This is a genomic window from Streptomyces sp. MAR4 CNX-425 (assembly GCF_048656465.1).
Taxonomy (GTDB): domain Bacteria; phylum Actinomycetota; class Actinomycetes; order Streptomycetales; family Streptomycetaceae; genus Streptomyces.
Map to the genome: position 1 here is coordinate 17,622 of NZ_JBMDLF010000004.1, position 19,586 is coordinate 37,207.

Below are 19,586 nucleotides of genomic sequence, written 5' to 3' on the forward strand. Positions count from 1 at the left end.
TCCAGGATCGACTTCAGCCTGTTCTTGCGAGGAGCGCCCGGTGTTCACGCCCGGGAGGAATCGCATCCTGAGCCCGGTGGCGTGGAGCGCCGCTGTATCACTCCGGTGGAGCCGGAACGGCTGGTCACGGGCGTTGTCAGTGTCTGGGGTTAGGCTCCCTGTGTGAAGATCGTGGCGCAGGTTAAGCTGCTGCCGGATGCCGCTCAGGCGTCGGCGCTGTCAGCGACGCTGCACCTGGTCAACGGCCTGGCGAACTGGGTCTCCGAGGTGGCGTTCGCCAACGACGTGCCGCGTGAGTACGAGCTGCGCAAGCACACCTACGCTCACCTCAAGGCCCGGGGTCTTGGGGCGCAGGCCGCGCAGCACGTCATCAAGAAGGTGCGGGACGCGTACACCACGCTGCATGCCAACCTGCGTGCCGGGAGCCTGGGCAAGAAGGGTTCCACGCGCCGGAGCAAGGCCGAGTCCAAGCCGGTCGCCTTCCGGTCCGAGGCCGCGCAGCCCTATGACGACCGGTGTCTGAGCTGGCAGTACGATCAGCAGACGGTGAGCATCTGGACCACGCACGGCCGGGTCAAAGGTGTGCGCTTCGCCTGCTCGCCGGACGCGCTCACACTGCTCCAGCAGCACCGCAAGGGTGAAACCGACCTGCTTCAGCGCGACGGAGCGTTCTACCTGATCGCCACGTGCGAGGTCCCCGAGGCCAAGCAGTACGTCCCGGACGGCTTCATCGGCGTGGATCTCGGCATCGTCAACATCGCCACCACGTCCACCGGCTATCAGGCCGCCGGGCGCAACCTCAACCGGTATCGCAAGCGGCAGCTCGCCCTGCGTAAGAAGCTCCAGAAGAAGCACACCAAGTCTGCCAGACGCCGTTTGAAGGCCCGTGCCCGCCGCGAGGCGCGGCACGTCAAGAACACCAACCACATCATCGCCAAGACGATCGTGACCGAGGCTGAACGCACCGGACGCGGGCTCGCGCTCGAAGAGCTGAAGGGCATCCGCACCCGGGTACGGCTACGCAAGCCCCAACGGGTCGCACTCCACTCCTGGGCTTTTGCCCAGCTCGCGGACTTCATCGTCTACAAAGCGCGACGGGCCGGTGTCCCACTCGCGGTGGTGGACCCCGCCTACTCCTCAACGGAATGCGCTCAGTGCGGGCACGTCGACCGGCGAAGCCGCATCTCCCAGGTCAGATTCGCATGCCGGTCGTGCGGCGTCGTTGCGCACGCTGACCGCAACGCCTCCCACGTTCTCGCCCGCAGGGGCGAGAACCTGTGGACGGCGGGGCGTGAGTCACGCGTCCCAGCCGCCCAGCCAACCGGCTGAACGGCTCAGACGCGGGAGGTCACCCCACAGCCAATGGGGCCCTACCCGCAAGCCTGGCCCTTGAGGCCCGGGAAGTTGACCTGCGAGGCGAGCATCACCCAGCGGCCGCTGACGCTCTCCCTCATCCTGTTCTCCCGGCTGTCGAACCCGTCGGGCGTGACGGTCAGCTTCACGCCCGGCTTCGGCCAGCTCGTCGATCGGCACGAGATTGAGGTAGCGCAGCTTCTCCCGGCCGTCCCGTACGGCGGTGACCGGGCTGGCGGCCTCCAAGCACCGCGAGGTTCTTTGCTCACCGCCTGCTGCTCATCGCCAGGTCCGCGCACAGCTCGCGCAGGAGGTCCGGTCGAGTGGCGCAGCTCACGGTGGGTGCGCGAAAATGGTCGAAGGTTATCCCTAGCATCCCGATAGGAAATCCCTAGTATCGATGTCTATGGACTTCTCGTGGTCGATGGTCGCCGCCGGAGCCCTCGTCGGCTGCATGGTGGGGCTGACCGGCATGGGCGGCGGCGCCCTCATGACCCCCCTCATGGTGACGGTCTTCGGCGTCAACCCCACCCAGGCCATCGGCAGCGACCTCGCCACCTCGGTGCTCATGAAGCCCTTCGGCGCCGCCGTGCACCAGAAGGCCGGCACCGTCCGCTGGGACGTCGTGCGCTGGCTGCTGCCCACCGGGGTGCCCGCCGCGTTCTGCGGCGCCTTCCTGCTGCAGTTCCTCGGCGAGGGCGAGGAGCTGCAGAGCCGGGTGAAGATCGTCATCGGTGCGGCCCTGCTGCTCGCCGTCACCGGCATGCTCGCCCGGATGTGGCTGGACCGGCGGCGGGCCGCCCGGGACGGCGGGGAGACCGAGGACGCGCACGTGCCCGTACGCCCCGGGGCCACGCTGCTCATCGGGCTCGTCGGCGGCCTCGTCGTCGGCATGACGTCGGTCGGCTCGGGATCGCTGATCATCGTGATGCTGATGCTCGTCCACCCCCGGCTGAAGGCCAACCACCTCGTCGGCACCGACCTCGTCCAGGCCATCCCGATCGTCGCCGCCGCGGCGGCCGGCCACTTCCTCGTCGGCGACGCCAGCCTCGGGCTCGCCGCCGTCCTGCTCATCGGCGCCATCCCCGGCGTACTCCTCGGCGCCGTGCTCTCCACCCGCGCCCCCGGCGGCGTGCTGCGCTGGGTGCTGGCGATCATCCTGCTGGCCACCGGGCTGTCGCTGGTGCACGTGCCGGAGGCCGTCATCGTCCCCGCCGCCGCGCTGCTCGCCGCGTACGCCGTGATCAGCAGCCGCCCGCGCCGCCCCCGGCCCGGGACCGCACCGGCGGAGGCCGCGAAGGCCGCGGAGACGGCCGGCGACGGGACGGGAGAGCCGCCGGCGGACGGCATCGAGAGGGCATCTGCTCCGCGCCAAGTCTGAGCGGACACAATGGGGCGATGACCGAGACCTCAGCTGCTCCGCTCGCCGATCCGCACCTGCGCTCCGCGACCGCCGGGACCGACGGCGACGGCCCCCGCGAGATCGTCATCCTCGGCTCGACCGGCTCCATCGGCACCCAGGCCATCGACATCGTGCAGCGCAACCCCGACCGGTTCCGCGTCACCGCCCTGTCCGCCGCGGGCGGGCGGGTGGAGCTGCTGGCCGAGCAGGCGCACCTGCTGGGGGTGCGCCGCGTCGCCGTGGCCCGCGCCGACAAGGCCGGCGAGCTGCGCGAGGCGCTGGCCGCCCGGTACGGGGCGGGCCGGCCGGTCCCGGAGGTGCTGGCGGGCCCGGACGCCGCCACCGAGGTCGCCGCCGACGAGTGCCACACCGTGCTCAACGGCATCACCGGCTCCATCGGCCTCGCGCCCACCCTCGCCGCCCTCAGGGCCGGCCGCATGCTGGCGCTGGCCAACAAGGAGTCGCTGATCGTCGGCGGCCCGCTGGTCAAGGAGGCGGCCCGGCACGGCCAGATCGTCCCCGTCGACTCCGAGCACTCCGCCCTCTACCAGGCGCTCCTCGGCGGCTCCCGCGGCGAGGTGCGCAAGCTCCTCGTCACCGCCTCCGGCGGCCCCTTCCGTGGCCGGACGCGCGACGAGCTGACGGAGGTCACCCCCGAGCAGGCGCTCGCCCACCCCACGTGGGCCATGGGCCCGGTCGTCACCATCAACTCCGCCACCCTGGTCAACAAGGGCCTGGAGGTCATCGAGGCGCACCTGCTCTACGACGTGCCGTTCGACCGCATCGAGGTCGTCGTCCACCCGCAGTCCGCCGTGCACTCCATGGTCGAGTTCACCGACGGCTCCACCCTCGCCCAGGCCGGCCCGCCCGACATGCGGATGCCGATCTCGCTGGCGCTCGGCTGGCCGGACCGGGTCCCGGACGCCGCGCCCGCCTTCGACTGGTCCGCCGCCTCCTCCTGGGAGTTCTTCCCGCTCGACGAGAAGGCGTTCCCGTCCGTGCCGCTCGCCTGCCACGTCGGCGCCCTCGGCGGCACCGCCCCCGCGGTCTTCAACGCCGCGAACGAGGAATGTGTCGACGGCTTCCTCACCGGCAAGCTGCCGTTCCTTGGCATCATGGACACCGTCAGCCAGGTCGTCGCGGAACACGGCACGGACGATCCGGGAACCCGGCTGACGGTCGCGGACGTCCTCGAAGCCGAGACCTGGGCGCGCGCCCGGGCCAGGGAGCTGGCCGGGCTGCCGGCCGACCAGCACGACAACTGACCACGAACCACAACGACCCAGTGACGGCGAAGGTGCGTACATGACGGCATTCATGACGGTTCTCGGCATCGTCGTCTTCGCCATCGGACTGCTCGTCTCCATCGCCTGGCACGAGCTCGGCCACCTCAGCACGGCCAAGATGTTCGGCATCCGCGTTCCTCAGTACATGGTCGGCTTCGGCCCGACGATGTGGTCCCGGAAGAAGGGCGAGACGGAGTACGGCATCAAGTGGATCCCGCTCGGCGGGTACATCCGCATGATCGGGATGTTCCCGCCCGGCGACGACGGGCGGGTGCAGCAGCGCTCCACCTCGCCGTTCCGCGGCATGATCGAGGACGCGCGGGAGGCGGCGTACGAGGAGCTGAAGCCCGGCGACGAGAAGCGGCTGTTCTACACGCGGGCCCCGTGGAAGCGGGTCGTCGTGATGTTCGCCGGGCCGTTCATGAACCTGGTGCTGGCCGTCGTGGTGTTCGTCGGCGTGATGATGACCTTCGGCATCGCCACCCAGACCACCACCGTCGGCTCGGTCTCCGACTGCGTGCTCAAGGCCGAGGAGGTCGCGCAGAACCCCGACCGCAAGTGCCGGGACGGCGACCCCGCCGCCCCGGCCAAGGCGGCGGGGCTGAAGCAGGGCGACAAGATCGTGGCGTTCAACGGCCGCCCCATCGACGACTGGCAGACCCTGCAGACCAGCATCCGCGACACCATCGGCCCGGCCACCGTCACCGTCGAGCGCGACGGCCGGCGCGTCGACCTGCACCCGACGCTCACCCAGAACATGGTGACCAAGAGCGACGGCGACGGCGGCTACGTCGACGGCGAGTACGTGAAGGCCGGCTTCCTCGGCTTCACCCCCGCCAGCGGCATCGTCCGGCAGGACTTCGGCCAGTCCGTGGACCGCATGGGCGACATGGTCGTCAACGGCGTCGACGCGCTCATCGCGCTGCCGTCGAAGATCCCCGACCTCTGGAACGCGGCGTTCCAGGGCGAGGAGCGCCAGGAGGACTCGCCGGTCGGCGTCGTCGGCGCGGCCCGGGTGGGCGGCGAGGTGCTGAACCTCGACATCCCGCCCGAGCAGCGGGTGGCGTCGATGCTGCTGCTGGTCGCGGGCTTCAACCTGTCGCTGTTCCTGTTCAACATGCTGCCGCTGCTGCCGCTGGACGGCGGGCACATCGCCGGGGCGCTGTGGGAGTCGGTGCGCCGCGCGTTCGCGCGGGTGTTCCGGCGACCCGACCCGGGGCCGTTCGACGTGGCCAAACTGATGCCGGTGGCGTATGTCGTCGCCGGGGTGTTCATCTGCTTCACGCTGCTCGTGCTGGTGGCGGACGTGGTGAATCCGGTGAAGCTCACGGGCTGACGCCGGGGGTAAACGCAAGGTGCCGGTTTGTCGACGAAACCGGTGACCACCCCACCCGCACGCCATGGGCCGCCGGACCCGTGCCGTAATCTCGGGTACCGGGCCCTCATCCGGCGGGGGCCATGATCCGTACCACAGGGGTTGCCGCCAGATGACTGCCGTTTCGCTGGGAATGCCGTCCGTTCCGCTGAAGATGGCCGAGCGCAGGGCGAGTCGTACGCTCCAGGTCGGCTCCGTCGCCGTCGGCGGCGACGCGCCGGTCTCCGTCCAGTCGATGACCACCACCCGCACCTCCGACATCGGCGCCACCCTCCAGCAGATCGCCGAGCTGACCGCCTCCGGCTGCCAGATCGTCCGCGTCGCCTGCCCCACGCAGGACGACGCCGACGCGCTGCCCGTGATCGCCCGGAAGTCGCAGATCCCCGTGATCGCGGACATCCACTTCCAGCCGAAGTACGTGTACGCCGCGATCGACGCCGGCTGCGCCGCGGTCCGGGTGAACCCCGGCAACATCAAGAAGTTCGACGACCAGGTCAAGCAGATCGCCCGGGCCGCGTCCGCCGCCGGCACCCCCATCCGGATCGGCGTCAACGCCGGCTCGCTCGACCGGCGGCTGCTCGCGAAGTACGGCAAGGCCACCCCGGAGGCGCTGGTCGAGTCCGCGCTCTGGGAGTGCTCGCTGTTCGAGGAGCACGGCTTCACGGACATCAAGATCTCGGTGAAGCACAACGACCCCGTCGTCATGGTCAACGCCTACCGGCAGCTCGCCGCCCGCTGCGACTACCCGCTGCACCTGGGCGTCACCGAGGCCGGCCCCGCCTTCCAGGGCACCGTCAAGTCCGCCGTCGCCTTCGGCGCGCTGCTCGGCGAGGGCATCGGCGACACCATCCGCGTCTCCCTCTCCGCCCCGCCGGTGGAGGAGGTCAAGGTCGGCATTCAGATCCTGGAGTCCCTCGGGCTGCGCGAGCGCCGGCTGGAGATCGTCTCCTGCCCGTCCTGCGGCCGCGCCCAGGTCGACGTCTACAAGCTCGCCGACGAGGTCACCGCCGGCCTGGACGGCATGGAGGTGCCGCTGCGCGTGGCCGTCATGGGCTGCGTCGTCAACGGCCCCGGCGAGGCCCGCGAGGCCGACCTCGGTGTCGCCTCCGGCAACGGCAAGGGCCAGATCTTCGTCAAGGGCGAGGTCGTCAAGACCGTGCCGGAGTCGAAGATCGTCGAGACGCTGATCGAGGAGGCGATGAAGATCGCCGAGCGGATGGAGACCGAGGGCGCCGCCGCGGGGGAGCCCGAGGTCACGGTCGGCTGACCGCCCGGGCACGGGGCGTACCCACAGGAAGCGGGCACCCGCGCGCACAGGTACAGTGCCGCTGTGTTGACGACCACCACCACACGGCTCCTCGAACCCGCGGAGCTCGACGCGGCTCGCGCCGTGCTCGACCGTGAACCGGTCGCCAACGCGTTCGTCGCCTCCCGCGTCGCCGTCGCCGGACTCGACCCCTGGCGGCTGGGCGGCGAACTCTGGGGCTGGTACGCGGGCGGACGGCTGACGTCCCTGTGCTACGCCGGCGCCAACCTCGTGCCGGTCTGCGCCACCCCCGAGGCGGTACGCGGCTTCGCCGAGCGCGCCCGGCGCGCCGGGCGGCGCTGCTCCTCCATCGTCGGCCCGGCCGGGCCCACCGCCGAGCTGTGGTCCCTGCTGGAGCCCGCCTGGGGGCCCGCGCGCGAGGTCCGCGCCCGGCAGCCGCTCATGGTCACCGCCTCGGTGCCGGCCGATGTCGAGCCGGATCCGCTGGTCCGCCGCATCCGCAAGGACGAGATGGACCTGATCATGCCGGCGTGCGTGGCGATGTTCACCGAGGAGGTCGGCGTCTCGCCGCTCGCCGGCGACGGCGGGCTGCTGTACCAGGCGCGGGTCGCCGAGCTGGTCGGCGGCGGCCGGTCCTTCGCGCGCGTGGAGAACGGCGAGGTCGTCTTCAAGGCGGAGATCGGCGCGGCGACGCCGCAGGCGTGCCAGATACAGGGCGTCTGGGTGGCGCCGGAGCACCGCGGGCGGGGGCTGTCGGAGACGGGCCTCGCGGCGGTCCTGCGGTACGCGCTGCGCGAGGTGGCGCCGGTGGTCAGCCTGTACGTGAACGACTTCAACACCGTGGCCCGCGCGGCGTACCGCCGGGTCGGCTTCCGCGAGGCAGGCGCCTTCATGAGCGTGCTGTTCTGAGTGCCGTACCGGCGCCGGGCGGGCCGCGGCGCAGGGTAGGGTGCCCAGCCATGGATGACGTCGTCGTCGGCCCCCTCGACCTCGCCGCCCGCGTGGACGACGCGCTCGCCGTGCAGGCCGTCGCCTTCGGGCTCACCGACGACGAGATCGGCGTCCGCCGCCACGTCGTGCTGCGGCACCTGACCAACTCCGGCGCCCGCGCGCTCGGCGCCACCACCGCCACCGGCCGGCTCGCCGGGTTCGTCTACGGGATGCCGAACAACCGCGTCTACTGGTGGTCCACGGTCGTGCAGCCGTACCTGCGCGCCGCCGGCGAGGACCGCTGGCTCGACGACGCCTTCGTCATCACCGAGCTGCACGTGCACCCCGCCTTCCAGCAGCGCGGCATCGGCCGGGAGCTGATCACCCGGATCACCGACACCGCCGCCGAGCCCCGGAGCCTGCTCTCCGCGATCGACGTGGAGAGCCCCGCGCGCCACCTGTACCGGCAGCTCGGATACCGCGACCTCGCCCGCCGCGTGGTCTTCCCCGGCGCCCCCAGCCCGTACGTGGTGATGGGCGCCGAGCTGCCGCTGCTGCGGTGACCTGTCCACAAGCCGAGTTGCCCACAACCTGCGGTTCGTCCACAGCTTCGGCGGACGGATTACCGGCGGGCCCGCGTCCGGCGCTAGAGTCCGGGGCATGAGTCAGCACAGCCACGTTCAGCGCATGTCCCGGATGATGCTCAAGACGCTGCGCGACGACCCCGCCGACGCCGAGACCGCGAGCCACAAGCTGCTCGTCCGCGCGGGCTATGTCCGCCGTTCGTCCGCCGGGGTGTGGACGTGGCTGCCGCTCGGCAAGCGGGTCCTGGAGAACGTGGCCCGGGTGGTCCGCGAGGAGATGGACGCGATCGGCGGCCAGGAGGTGCTGCTGCCCGCGCTGCTGCCCCGCGAGCTGTACGAGGCGACGGGCCGCGCCGGCGAGTACGGCGACCTGCTCTTCGCCCTCAAGGACCGCAAGGGCGTGGACTACGTGCTCGGTCCCACCCACGAAGAGCTGTTCACCCAGGTGGTCAAGGACCAGTGCTCGTCCTACAAGGACATGCCCGTGATCCTCTACCAGATCCAGATCAAGTACCGGGACGAGGCCCGGCCCCGCTCCGGCGTGCTGCGCGGCCGCGAGTTCCACATGAAGGACTCGTACTCCTTCGACACCTCCGACGACGGCCTCGCCGCCTCCTACGCGCTGCACCGCGAGGCGTACCGGGCCATCTTCGACCGGCTCGGCTTCGACTACCGCATCGTCTCCGCCGTCTCCGGCGCCATGGGCGGCTCGGCCAGCGAGGAGTTCCTCGCCCCCGCCGCCGCCGGCGAGGACACGTATGTGCAGTGCCCCTCCTGCGGGTTCGCGGCCAACACCGAAGCGATGACGACGACCGTGCCGCCCGCCCCGGCCGACGGGCACCCGCCGGTCGAGGAGCTGGACACGCCGGACACCCCGACGATCGAGACCCTCGCCGCGCACCTGGGCGTCCCCGCCTCGGCGACGCTGAAGAACCTGCTGGTGAAGGTCGACGGCGAGATCACCGCGGTCGGCGTGCCGGGCGACCGCGAGGTCGACCTCGGCAAGCTCGGCGAGCAGCTGGCCCCGGCCCGGGTCGAGGTCGTCACCGCCGAGGACTTCGCCGACCGCCCCGACCTGGTGCGCGGGTACGTCGGCCCGCAGGGCATGACCGGGCCCCCCGAGAAGCGGGCCTTCCGCTATCTGGCCGACCCCCGCGTCGCCCCCGGCACGTCGTGGATCACCGGCGCCAACAAGCCCGACGCGCACGCGCGCAACGTCGTGTGCGGCCGTGACTTCGAGGTCGACCAGTACCTCGACGTGGTCGTCGTCGAGCCCGGCGACCCCTGCCCGCGCTGCGGCACCGGCATCGAGCTGGACCGGGCCATCGAGATCGGCCACATCTTCCAGCTCGGCCGCAAGTACGCCGACGCCTTCGAGCTGGACGTCCTCGGCCAGGACGGCAAGCCGGTGCGGGTGACCATGGGGTCGTACGGGATCGGGGTCTCCCGGGCGGTCGCCGCCCTCGCCGAGCAGACGCACGACGAGCTGGGGCTGTGCTGGCCCCGCGAGGTGGCCCCGGCGGACGTGCACATTGTCGCGGCCGGCAAGGCGCGGCAGACGGAGCTGGCGCTGGAGCTGGCGGAGAAGCTGGGCGCGGCGGGCGTGCGGGTGCTGGTGGACGACCGGGCGTCGGTGTCGCCGGGCGTGAAGTTCACCGACGCCGAGCTGATCGGGGTGCCGCAGATCCTCGTCGCGGGGCGGCGCGCGGGCGACGGCGTGGTGGAGCTGAAGGACCGCCGCACCGGGGAGCGCGAGGAGCTGCCGGTGGACGAGGCGCTGGCGCGGCTGACGGCCGCGGGCTAGCCGGACCCGCCCGCCGCGCGGGCGGCGCGGAGGAAGTCGGCGGCGACCGGGCCGGCGTCCTCGCCGCCGGAGCCGCCGTCCTCGACGAGCACGCTGAAGGCGAGGTCGGCGCCCTCCAGATAGCCGATCATCCAGGCGTGGGTGCGCGGCGGGCTCTCTGTGCCGTACTCGGCGGTCCCGGTCTTGGCGTGCGGCAGCCCCGGGATCCCGTGGAGCGCCGAGCCCGAGCCGTCGACGACGACGTCGCGCATCATCGAGCGCAGCTGCTCCCAGGTGCGCCTCTCCAGCGTCTCCGGCGCCCGGTACGGCGTGTCCACGGCCGCCGGCACCAGCACCGGCTGCCGGAACCGGCCGTCCTTGACCGTCGCCGCCACCGACGCCATCACCAGCGGGCTCGCCTCCACCCGGCCCTGCCCGATCAGCGCCGCCGCCCGGTCGTTGACGCCGTCGGACGCCGGCACGCTGCCGTCGAAGGTGGCCGCGCCGACCTCCCAGGTGCCGCCGATGCCGAAGGCCCGGGCGGTACGGGTCAGGGTCCCCGCGCCGAACTCGTCGCGCAGGCCGACGAAGGCCGTGTTGCAGGACTGCGCGAACGCCTCGGCGAAGGTGGTGCCGGGCGGCAGGGCGAACTCGTCCTGGTTCTCGAAGCGCTGCCCGGCCACGTGCACCGCCGCCGGGCAGCCCACGCGGTCCCCGGCGGCCAGGCCGCCCTCCAGCAGCGCGGCCGCGGTGACCGTCTTGAACGTGGAGCCGGGCGGGAAGCGCCCGGTCAGCGCGCGGCTCTCGCCGGAGTCCGGGCTGTCGGCGACGGCCAGCACCCGGCCGGTGGCGGGGTCCACCGCGACGATCGACGCGGTCGTGCCGAGCCCGTCGACGGCCTCCTCGGCGGCGCGCTGCACCCCGGGGTCGATCGTCGTGCGCACCGGCCTGCCCGTGCCCGGCTGCTTGCGCGCCAGCGTGCGCACCGGCGCGCCGGTGGCGCGGTCGGCGATCACGACCTCGGCGCCGGGCGCGGCGTACAGCCGGTCGTCGTAGCGCGCCTGGAGCGCGGAGGTGCCCCGGCCGGTGTCCGGGGCGACGGCGCCGACGAGGGAGCGGGCGAGGTGGGCGACGGGCTGCGTCGAGTCGACGAACTGGAGCCCGGGCACGTCCAGCAGCCGCTTCCGGTGCTGCCGGTAGACCTCGTCCCGCAGCGTCACCACCGGCACGGACCGGTCCGGGTCGGCGTCGGCCACGCGCTTCTTCAGCCGCGGGACGTCGAGGTCCGCGCCGAGCGCGGGGTCGGCGAGGACGTCGTACGCGCGGTCGGGGTCGGAGAGCTTCGCGGGCCAGATGGAGACGGCCCAGACCTTGGCGTCGCCGGCCAGCTCGGAGCCGTCGGCGGCCAGTATCGGGGCGCGTTCGGCGCGCCGGGTGGTCTCGACGAGGGTCTGGTGGCGGCGCAGCCCGGGGTGGACGAGCCGGGGCTCCCACCGCACCCGCCAGCCGCCGTCGCCGTCGCCGGCCGGGGGCAGGGCCACCGCGCGGGTCTCGTACTCCCAGGTGCCGAAGTCGGGCAGCCGCAGCCGCACGGCCAGCGGCACGGTGTACGTGCCGTCCGCGGCCTTCTCCGCGTCGTCCACGGACACCCGCACGTCCCGCGGGCCCAGCCCGCGGCGTACCGAGTCCAGCAGGTCGGCGGCGGCCCGCGGCCGGTCGGTGTGCCGGGCGGCCGCCTCGTCGTCGCCGCGCGCCCAGGCGGCCGCGTACGCCCGGACCTCCGCGCGCGCGTCGCCGGCGGCGCCGTCCCCGCCCGTCAGGTGCACGATGCCGCCGGCCAGCACCCCGGCGGCGGCCACGACGCCCCCGGCCACCAGGGCCCGCCGCGGGCGTGCGCGGGCGGGCCGTCCCAGATCCATGGGCGCATCCTAGGCCGTTGTCCCGGCCGGGCGGCGGCGTCAACGGGCCGCGGGCGGACGGCGGTCAGAGCCAGCCCGCGTACTCCAGGTGGAGTTCGCCGCCGTTCACGTCGCCGCGGGCCAGGCCCGTCACGCCCGCCGCGACGCAGCGGAACAGCGTCCACCCGCGCAGCCGGTCGCGGTCGACGTCGAGGGAGTCCGCCAGCTTCGTCAGCCGCCGCCGGGTCGCCGCCGCCGCGCCCGGCGCGGCCACCAGGGTGTCGACGCGGTCCCGGGCCGGCCAGGCCAGGTCGTACGCCCGCTCGCCCACCAGCGGGCGCGGCCCCACCGCCAGCCACGGCAGCCGCTCGGCGGCCAGCACGTGCCCCTGGTGGTAGTCGCCGTGCAGCAGCACGTCGGGCCCGGCCGCCGCGCGGTCGCCGAGCAGCTCCTCGCGGCGCTCCAGCGCGGCGTCGACCAGCGCCGCGTACGGCTCGGCGCGCAGCTCGCGCAGCCGGTCCGCGAGCCGCGCGGTGTGGTCCGGCACCGTCGGCAGCGCGTGCCCGTCCGGCGGCGCGGTCCAGAGGCGCTGGAGCGTCGCCGCCGCCTCCAGCTGCGCCTTGGCCTCCGGCAGCGAGCGGAGGCTGACGTCCGCCTGGAGCCGTTCGAGCAGCAGCGCCCCCGCGGCGGCGTCGGCGCGCAGCAGCCGCGCGGAGCCGAGGCCGTTCCAGTGCTCCAGGGCGCGCTGCTCGGCCGCGATGCGCTCCGGCTCGTACGCGACCTTGAGCGCCGCCGGCGTGCCGTCCTCCCGGCGTACCAGGACGAGCACGCTGGTCCGGCCGCCCGGCGCGTGCACCCGCTCCGGCGTCAGCGCCCAGCGCCGCAGCAGGCCGTCGACCAGCCCGGACAGCCCCGCGAGCCAGGCGCGGCCCGGGTCGCCGTGGGCGGAGACGTGGCGCACCAGGCGCTCCGGCGGTTCGGGCCGGTACTGCGGTGCAGATGCCATACGGGCGGTGTCCTTGCCGGGTCCTCGTGCTGGTGTCGGGCGGGGTCAGTCCGTGCGGCCGGCGTCCCGCTGCCGACCCGCGGGTGCGGTGTCGGCCGTGCGTTCGGCCAGCCCAGGGAAGGCTACGCTCCCCCCGCGCCAGCGCGCCGCCCGGACCGCCGCCTCGCGCAGCGCGGCCGCGGCGTCGCGGCGCAGGTCGCCGTCCGCGGCCTGGACGAGGTCGGCGTAGCTGCCGGCGATCCGGTCCTCCAGCTCGGTCGCGAGCCGTACGGCGGCCGCCTCGTCCGGCACCGCGAACGGCAGCGCGTACGCGGCGGCGGCGGGCCGCGGCGCGTCGCCGAGGTCGCGGACGGCCCGGCTGAGGGCGTCGCGGCGGGCGCGGTGGGCGTCGTAGCCGGCGCGGGCCTCGCCGGCCCGGCCGCTCCCGGCGTGGGCGCCGACGACGCCGTAGCCGTAGACGGCGGCGTGCTCGGCGGCCAGCGCGCGCTGGGCCGCGGCGAGGGCGTCGTCGGACGGTTCGCTCACGGTGCCTCCCGGGGTACGGAACGGCCGGCCGGCCGCGGGGCGCCGTGGCCGGCCGGGGCGGGGCGGGCGGGGTTCGGCGTGGTCCTCGGCCGCCGCGCCCCCGGCGGCGGCTCCGCCTCGTGCGCCGCCGGTCGCCGCCGGTGGCGGGGGCCGGGGCGCGCGCCGGGCCCGCCCGGCGGGTGCCGGTCGAGCAGGTGCCGGTCCGGCCGGTTCCCGCCCCGGCCGCGCACCGCGGAGCACCCGGGCCCGCCCGGTTCTCCGCGGTGGCGCCCAGGGCCGGGCCCCGTACCGCTCACCCCGCCTCCCCGAGCAGGTACACGTGGGCCGCACCCGCCGCCGCCACCGAGGCCAGCAGCCGGGCGACCTCGCCCGGGGCCGCGGCCAGGGCGGCGGTGTGGGCGTCGGCGGTGCGCTTCTCGGCGGCGGCCAGCGCGGCGAGCGCCTGCGCGGGATCCGCCGGCACCTCCTCGCCGCCGCGCTTCCGCGCCGGCGGCGGGGGCTCGGCGTCGGCGCGGTCGCCGGGGCCCGCCCCGGCGCCGCCGCCGGACGCGGCGCGGGTGCCCGCCGGCAGGCCGCGGCCCAGCGCCGCCACGTGCCGGGCCACGTCGGCGCGCAGCGGGTCGAGCGCGGCGGCCAGCGCGGGGTGCGCCGAGGCCGTCGCGTCGTAGCGGCGCAGCAGGCCGCGCGACTCCTCCGCGGCGCGGCGCCGGATCCGTTCCGTGGCCGCGGGGCCGGCGTCCCCGCCGTCGCCGTCGTCCCCGGAACAGCCCGCGGTGGTGCCGGTGGCCGCCAGCACGGCGGCACCGGCCAGCACGGTCCTTCTCGCCGGGAGTCCCTTGATCCGCACGAGCCGAGCGTACCGGTGGGCAACGCACAGGTCGTGGAGCGGATACCCTTTGACCGGACACGTGACGTCACACAACAGCACACGCGGCCGAGGAGTCACCCGGATGAGCACCACCCAGAACGAGAGGCTGCGCGATCTGCTGGAGCCGCTCGTCAAGGAACGCGACCTCGACCTGGAGGAGATCGCGGTCACCCCGGCGGGCAAGCGCCGTGTCCTGCGGGTCGTGGTCGACGCCGACGGCGGCGTGGGCCTGGACACCTGCGCGGACCTGAGCCGGCGCGTCGCGGAGGAGCTGGACGCCACCGACGCCATGGGCGACCGCCCGTACGTCCTGGAAGTCACGTCTCCGGGTACGGACCGCCCGCTGACCCTGCCGCGCCATTACCGTCGTGCCGCGGGCCGGATGGTCAAGGTGCAGCTTCGGGAGGGCGGCGAGGTCGTGGGACGCATCACCGCGGTGGACGACGCGGGGCTGGACCTCCAGGTCCCGGGGGTGAAGGGTCGTAGGCCCGCCGACCGGCGGCTGGACTTCGGCGAGATCGCCGCGGCCCGGGTCGAGATCGAGTTCAACCGCAAGGTGACGAAGGACGAGGAGGGCTCGTAGCCGTGGACATCGACATGAGCGCGTTGCGCGGCTTGGTGCGGGAGAAGGAGATCTCCTTCGACCTGCTGGTCGAGGCCATCGAGTCGGCCCTCCTCATCGCCTATCACCGCACCGAAGGCAGCCGCCAGCAGGCCCGGGTGGAGCTGAACCGGGAGAGCGGGCACGTCACGGTGTGGGCCAAGGAGGATCCGGACGACGTTCCGGAGGGCGGGGAGACGCGCGAGTTCGACGACACCCCCTCGGGTTTCGGCCGCATCGCCGCGACCACCGCCAAGCAGGTCATCCTCCAGCGGCTGCGGGACGCCGAGGAGGAGGTCACCTTCGGCGAGTACGCGGGCCGCGAGGGCGACATCGTCACCGGGGTCGTCCAGCAGGGCAAGGACCCCAACAACGTGCTGGTCGACATCGGCCGGCTGGAGGCCATCCTGCCGGTGCAGGAGCAGGTGCCTGGCGAGGAGTACAAGCACGGCACCCGGCTGCGCACGTACGTGGTGCGGGTGACCAAGGGCGTACGCGGCCCGTCCGTGACCCTCTCGCGCACCCATCCGAACCTGGTGAAGAAGCTCTTCGCGCTGGAGGTGCCGGAGATCGCCGACGGCTCGGTGGAGATCTCGGCCATCGCGCGCGAGGCCGGGCACCGTACGAAGATCGCCGTACGGTCCACCCGCTCCGGGCTGAACGCGAAGGGCGCCTGCATCGGGCCGATGGGCGGCCGGGTGCGCAACGTGATGGCCGAGCTGGGCGGCGAGAAGATCGACATCGTCGACTGGTCCGACGAGCCGGGCGAGCTCGTCGCCAACGCGCTGTCGCCGGCGCGGGTGAGCAAGGTCGACATCGTCGACCTGGCGGCGCGCTCGGCGCGGGTGACGGTGCCCGACTACCAGCTGTCGCTGGCGATCGGCAAGGAGGGCCAGAACGCCCGGCTGGCGGCGCGGCTCACGGGCTGGCGGATCGACATCCGCCCCGACACGGAGCCGGCGGCGGACTGACGCCCGCGCCCGCCGGACCCGCGGGCCCGGGCGGCCGCCCCGCGCCCTCCCGGGCCGGCGGCCGCCCGCGAAAACCCGGTCGCCCCGCCCGGCCCTGATCACGTATCGTCGGGCCCGCCGTGGGCTGCCTGTCGCCCTGGGCAAAAACAGCCGTTCGATTGGCACCCCGGCGCGGGTGCCGCCGGCCGGGGAGGTAGACTTGAGCGTGTCTGGCCGGACACGCGCCCGGGCCTGCCCCGAGCGCACCTGTGTGGGGTGCCGGGCGCGTGCGACCAAAGGCGATCTGCTGCGTGTGGTGGAGGCCGGGGGCGCATGCGTCCCTGATCCTCGCGGTACGCTGCCCGGCCGGGGCGCATATCTGCACCCCGTCAAGGCATGCCTCGACCTGGCGGTCCGCCGCCGGGCGTTCGTCCGGGCCCTGCGGGCCCGGGGCCCGCTCGGCACCGCGGACGTGGACCGTTTCGTGGCGCAGGCCGTGGAGGCAGAGCAGACATGAGCAACAGCAAGACGAGCGCCGCGCGGAATCCCGTGCGGCCAGGTACCTCGCGAGTCGGAAGTGGGTCGAGATTGCGATGAGCACTCGATGAGTACGCGATGAGTACGCCCATGCAGAAGTAGCGACGGTCCGGCGGACACCCCCGGACCAGAAGGAGCGAAGTGGCTAAGGTCCGGGTATACGAACTCGCCAAGGAGTTCGGCGTCGAGAGCAAGGTCGTCATGGCCAAGCTCCAAGAACTTGGCGAATTCGTCCGCTCGGCGTCCTCGACCATCGAGGCGCCGGTCGTACGCAAACTGACTGACGCATTCCAGTCCGGCAACGGCTCGGCTGCGGCCAAGCCCGCCGGCAAGCCTGCCGCGCCCAAGAAGAAGGCCGCCAAGCCCGGCGTGCCCGGGGCGCCCGCGGCGAAGCCCGCCCCCGTCAAGCCCGAGGAGGCCGCGGAGCGCAAGCCCGCGGCGCGCCCCGGCGCCGACGCCGGCCGGCCCGCGCCCACGCCCGGGCCGCGCCCGGCTCCGGGCCCGACCCCGCCGGCGCAGAAGACCCCGGCGCCCGAGGCGCCGGAGTTCACCGCGCCGCCCGCCGCGGACCGCGCCGCCCCGAAGCCCGGGGCCAAGCCTGGTCCGCGCCCGCCCGCCGCCCCCGCCCGCGGCGGCGGTGGCCAGGGCGGCGGCCAGTCCGGCGGTCAGTCCGGCGGCGGCCAGCCCGGCGGCGGCCGTTCCGGCGGTGCCCGTCCCGGCGGCGGCGCCGCCGGCCCGCGGCCCGGCGGCCGGCCCGCGGGCCCGCGCCCGGGCAACAACCCGTTCACGTCCAGCGGCTCCACCGGCATGGCCCGCCCGCAGGCCCCGCGCCCGCAGGCCCCCCGCCCCGGAGGCGGCGGCGGTGGCGGTGGCCAGGGCGGCGGTCAGGGCGGCGCCCCGCGCCCGCAGGCGCCGGGCGGCTCCCGGCCGACCCCGGGCGGCATGCCCCGGCCGCAGGGCGGCCAGGGCGGCGGCCCGCGTCCCGGCGGCCCGCGCCCGAACCCCGGCATGATGCCGCAGCGCCCCGCCCCCGGCGGGCGTCCCGGCGCCCCGGCCGGCGGCCGTCCCGGTGGCGGCGGCGGTGGTGGCCGTCCGGGCGGTCCCGGCGGTCGTCCGGGCGGTGGCGGCGGCGGTCGTCCCGGCGGTGGCGGCGGCTTCGGCGGCCGTCCCGGTGGCGGCGGCGGTGGCGGCGGCTTCGGTGGCCGTCCCGGCGGCGGTGGCCGTCCCGGCTTCGCCGGCCGTCCCGGCGGTCCCGGTGGCCGCGGCGGCACGCAGGGCGCCTTCGGGCGTCCGGGCGGTCCCGCGCGCCGCGGTCGCAAGTCGAAGCGGCAGCGCCGCCAGGAGTACGAGCAGATGCAGGCGCCGTCCATCGGCGGCGTGATGCTCCCGCGCGGCAAGGGCGAGACGGTCCGTCTCTCCCGCGGCGCGTCGCTCACCGACTTCGCGGAGAAGATCAACGCCAACCCGGCGTCCCTGGTCCAGGTCATGTTCAACCTGGGCGAGATGGTCACCGCGACGCAGTCCGTCTCCGACGAGACGCTGCACCTCCTGGGCGAGGAGATGAACTACACCGTCCAGGTCGTCAGCCCGGAGGAGGAGGACCGCGAGCTGCTGGAGTCCTTCGACATCGAGTTCGGCGAGGACGAGGGCGGCGAGGAAGCGCTCGTGGCGCGGCCCCCGGTGGTCACCGTCATGGGCCACGTCGACCACGGCAAGACGCGCCTGCTGGACGCGATCCGCAAGACCAACGTCCTGGAGGGCGAGGCCGGCGGCATCACGCAGCACATCGGCGCGTACCAGGTGGCGACCGACGTCAACGGCGACGAGCGCCGGATCACCTTCATCGACACCCCCGGTCACGAGGCGTTCACCGCCATGCGTGCCCGCGGTGCGAAGGCGACCGACATCGCGATCCTCGTGGTCGCGGCCAACGACGGCGTGATGCCGCAGACGGTCGAGGCGCTGAACCACGCCAAGGCGGCCGAGGTGCCGATCGTCGTCGCGGTCAACAAGATCGACGTCGAGGGCGCGGACCCGTCGAAGGTGCGCGGCCAGCTCACCGAGTACGGGCTGGTGGCCGAGGAGTACGGCGGCGAGACGATGTTCGTCGACATCTCCGCCAAGCAGGGCCTGCACATCGAGGAGCTGCTGGAGGCCGTCGTCCTCACCGCGGACGCCAGCCTGGACCTGCGCGCGAACCCGAAGCAGGACGCCGAGGGCATCGCGATCGAGGCCCACCTCGACCGCGGCCGTGGCGCCGTGGCGACCGTGCTGGTCCAGCGCGGCACGCTGCGCGTCGGCGACACGATGGTCGTCGGCGACGCCTACGGCCGCGTGCGCGCCATGCTCGACGACCTGGGCAGCCCCCTGGACGAGGCCGGTCCCTCGACCCCCGCCCAGGTGCTCGGTCTGACCAGCGTCCCCGGCGCCGGCGACAACTTCCTGGTGGTCGAGGAGGACCGGACGGCCCGCCAGATCGCCGAGAAGCGCGCCGCGCGCGAGCGCAACGCCGCCTTCGCCAAGCGCACCCGCCGGGTGTCGCTGGAGGACCTGGACAAGGTGCTCAAGGCCGGCGAGGTGCAGCAGCTCAACCTCATCATCAAGGGCGACGCGGCGGGCTCCGTCGAGGCGCTGGAGTCCTCGCTCATGCAGCTGGACGTCGGTGAAGAGGTGGACCTGCGCGTGCTGCACCGCGGCGTCGGTGCGGTCACCGAGACCGACATCGACCTGGCCACCGGCTCGGACGCGATCGTCATCGGCTTCAACGTCCGCGCCGAGGGCCGGGCGACGCAGATGGCCGAGCGCGAGGGCGTCGACGTCCGGTACTACTCGGTGATCTACCAGGTCATCGAGGAGATCGAGGCCGCGCTCAAGGGCATGCTCAAGCCGGAGTACGAGGAGGTGGAGCTCGGCACCGCCGAGATCCGCGAGGTCTTCCGCTCCTCCAAGCTGGGCAACATCGCCGGTGTGCTCATCCGCTCCGGCGAGGTCAGGCGCAACACCAAGGCCCGGGTCGTCCGCGACGGCAAGGTGGTCGCGGAGAACCTCAACATCGAGGGGCTGCGCCGCTTCAAGGACGACGTCACCGAGATCCGCGAAGGCTTCGAGGGCGGTATCAACCTCGGAAACTACAACGACATCAAGGTGGACGACGTCATCGCGACGTACGAGATGCGCGAGAAGCCGCGCGCCTGATCAGCAGCACCGTCGGCAGGGGGCGG

General features: G+C 74.0%; 17 protein-coding genes. 12 read left to right on the top strand and 5 right to left on the bottom strand.

Features of this window, described 5'->3' with window-relative positions; translation table 11 throughout:
- Positions 1–162: 162 nt before the first annotated feature.
- Positions 163–1,329: an RNA-guided endonuclease InsQ/TnpB family protein gene (locus ACHZ99_RS13245; protein WP_420304721.1), complete on the top strand. Its 1,167-nt coding sequence runs from the start codon at positions 163–165 to the stop codon at positions 1,327–1,329.
- Positions 1,330–1,370: 41 nt separating this feature from the next.
- Here ACHZ99_RS13245 and ACHZ99_RS13250 read toward each other — a convergent pair whose 3' ends face one another.
- Positions 1,371–1,502: a hypothetical protein gene (locus tag ACHZ99_RS13250; RefSeq protein ID WP_420304722.1), complete on the bottom strand. Its 132-nt coding sequence runs from the start codon at positions 1,500–1,502 to the stop codon at positions 1,371–1,373.
- Positions 1,503–1,759: 257 nt separating this feature from the next.
- On the opposite strand from ACHZ99_RS13250, the gene ACHZ99_RS13255 reads away from it, so the two are divergent.
- The 7 genes from ACHZ99_RS13255 (at position 1,760) to ACHZ99_RS13285 (ending at position 10,001) form a co-directional block, all read left to right on the top strand.
- Entirely contained in the window at positions 1,760–2,734 is a 975-nt protein-coding gene (locus ACHZ99_RS13255) for a sulfite exporter TauE/SafE family protein (protein ID WP_420304723.1), read from the top strand.
- Positions 2,735–2,751: 17 nt separating this feature from the next.
- A complete protein-coding gene (dxr, locus tag ACHZ99_RS13260; protein WP_420304724.1) occupies positions 2,752–4,020 on the top strand; it encodes a 1-deoxy-D-xylulose-5-phosphate reductoisomerase in 1,269 nt (422 codons plus the stop codon).
- Between the two features lie 40 nt (positions 4,021–4,060).
- Positions 4,061–5,377: a M50 family metallopeptidase gene (locus ACHZ99_RS13265; protein ID WP_420304725.1), complete on the top strand. Its 1,317-nt coding sequence runs from the start codon at positions 4,061–4,063 to the stop codon at positions 5,375–5,377.
- Between the two features lie 151 nt (positions 5,378–5,528).
- Complete coding sequence (gene ispG / locus ACHZ99_RS13270) at positions 5,529–6,683, top strand: flavodoxin-dependent (E)-4-hydroxy-3-methylbut-2-enyl-diphosphate synthase (RefSeq protein WP_420304726.1); 1,155 nt, start codon at positions 5,529–5,531, stop codon at positions 6,681–6,683.
- A 63-nt stretch (positions 6,684–6,746) separates the two neighbouring features.
- Positions 6,747–7,592 carry a GNAT family N-acetyltransferase gene (locus ACHZ99_RS13275; protein ID WP_420304727.1) on the top strand — a complete coding sequence of 282 codons (846 nt, stop codon included), beginning with the start codon at positions 6,747–6,749 and terminating at the stop codon, positions 7,590–7,592.
- Positions 7,593–7,642: 50 nt separating this feature from the next.
- The gene (locus ACHZ99_RS13280) at positions 7,643–8,176 is read left to right on the top strand and encodes a GNAT family N-acetyltransferase (RefSeq protein WP_420304728.1); all 534 of its coding nucleotides are present in this window, start codon (positions 7,643–7,645) and stop codon (positions 8,174–8,176) included.
- Positions 8,177–8,273: 97 nt separating this feature from the next.
- On the top strand, positions 8,274–10,001 hold the full coding sequence (locus tag ACHZ99_RS13285; protein WP_420304729.1) for a proline--tRNA ligase: 1,728 nt from the start codon (positions 8,274–8,276) through the stop codon (positions 9,999–10,001).
- On the opposite strand, the gene ACHZ99_RS13290 is transcribed toward ACHZ99_RS13285, so the two are convergent.
- The 4 genes from ACHZ99_RS13290 to ACHZ99_RS13305 all read right to left on the bottom strand — a co-directional run bounded on the left by ACHZ99_RS13290 (position 9,998) and on the right by ACHZ99_RS13305 (position 14,223).
- A complete protein-coding gene (locus ACHZ99_RS13290; protein WP_420304730.1) occupies positions 9,998–11,899 on the bottom strand; it encodes a penicillin-binding transpeptidase domain-containing protein in 1,902 nt (633 codons plus the stop codon). The two genes, ACHZ99_RS13285 and ACHZ99_RS13290, sit on opposite strands and share 4 nt — an antisense overlap.
- A 64-nt stretch (positions 11,900–11,963) precedes the next feature.
- Positions 11,964–12,884: an aminoglycoside phosphotransferase family protein gene (locus ACHZ99_RS13295; RefSeq protein ID WP_420304731.1), complete on the bottom strand. Its 921-nt coding sequence runs from the start codon at positions 12,882–12,884 to the stop codon at positions 11,964–11,966.
- A 45-nt stretch (positions 12,885–12,929) separates the two neighbouring features.
- Entirely contained in the window at positions 12,930–13,409 is a 480-nt protein-coding gene (locus tag ACHZ99_RS13300) for a DUF4439 domain-containing protein (protein ID WP_420304732.1), read from the bottom strand.
- Positions 13,410–13,701: 292 nt separating this feature from the next.
- Entirely contained in the window at positions 13,702–14,223 is a 522-nt protein-coding gene (locus ACHZ99_RS13305) for a hypothetical protein (protein WP_420305199.1), read from the bottom strand.
- 136 nt (positions 14,224–14,359) lie between these two features.
- On the opposite strand from ACHZ99_RS13305, the gene rimP reads away from it, so the two are divergent.
- From rimP to infB, 4 genes are all read left to right on the top strand, one after another.
- Positions 14,360–14,860, top strand: a complete 501-nt coding sequence (rimP, locus tag ACHZ99_RS13310; RefSeq protein ID WP_420304733.1) for a ribosome maturation factor RimP — start codon at positions 14,360–14,362, stop codon at positions 14,858–14,860.
- A gap of 2 nt (positions 14,861–14,862) precedes the next feature.
- Positions 14,863–15,849, top strand: a complete 987-nt coding sequence (gene nusA / locus ACHZ99_RS13315) for a transcription termination factor NusA (RefSeq protein WP_420304734.1) — start codon at positions 14,863–14,865, stop codon at positions 15,847–15,849.
- A 205-nt stretch (positions 15,850–16,054) separates the two neighbouring features.
- The gene (locus ACHZ99_RS13320; protein ID WP_420304735.1) at positions 16,055–16,345 is read left to right on the top strand and encodes a YlxR family protein; all 291 of its coding nucleotides are present in this window, start codon (positions 16,055–16,057) and stop codon (positions 16,343–16,345) included.
- Between the two features lie 161 nt (positions 16,346–16,506).
- A complete protein-coding gene (infB, locus tag ACHZ99_RS13325) occupies positions 16,507–19,560 on the top strand; it encodes a translation initiation factor IF-2 (protein WP_420304736.1) in 3,054 nt (1,017 codons plus the stop codon).
- Positions 19,561–19,586 lie beyond the last annotated feature (26 nt).

Bases quoted from the DNA above. Each gene is read 5' to 3' on its own strand.
- rimP (WP_420304733.1), top strand. From the start codon at position 14,360: ATGAGCACCACCCAGAACGAGAGGCTGCGCGATCTGCTGGAGCCGCTC.
- ACHZ99_RS13280 (WP_420304728.1), top strand. From the start codon at position 7,643: ATGGATGACGTCGTCGTCGGCCCCCTCGACCTCGCCGCCCGCGTGGAC.
- ACHZ99_RS13265 (WP_420304725.1), top strand. From the start codon at position 4,061: ATGACGGCATTCATGACGGTTCTCGGCATCGTCGTCTTCGCCATCGGA.
- ACHZ99_RS13255 (WP_420304723.1), top strand. From the start codon at position 1,760: ATGGACTTCTCGTGGTCGATGGTCGCCGCCGGAGCCCTCGTCGGCTGC.
- ACHZ99_RS13295 (WP_420304731.1), bottom strand. From the start codon at position 12,884: ATGGCATCTGCACCGCAGTACCGGCCCGAACCGCCGGAGCGCCTGGTG.
- ACHZ99_RS13290 (WP_420304730.1), bottom strand. From the start codon at position 11,899: ATGGATCTGGGACGGCCCGCCCGCGCACGCCCGCGGCGGGCCCTGGTG.
- ACHZ99_RS13285 (WP_420304729.1), top strand. From the start codon at position 8,274: ATGAGTCAGCACAGCCACGTTCAGCGCATGTCCCGGATGATGCTCAAG.
- ispG (WP_420304726.1), top strand. From the start codon at position 5,529: ATGACTGCCGTTTCGCTGGGAATGCCGTCCGTTCCGCTGAAGATGGCC.
- dxr (WP_420304724.1), top strand. From the start codon at position 2,752: ATGACCGAGACCTCAGCTGCTCCGCTCGCCGATCCGCACCTGCGCTCC.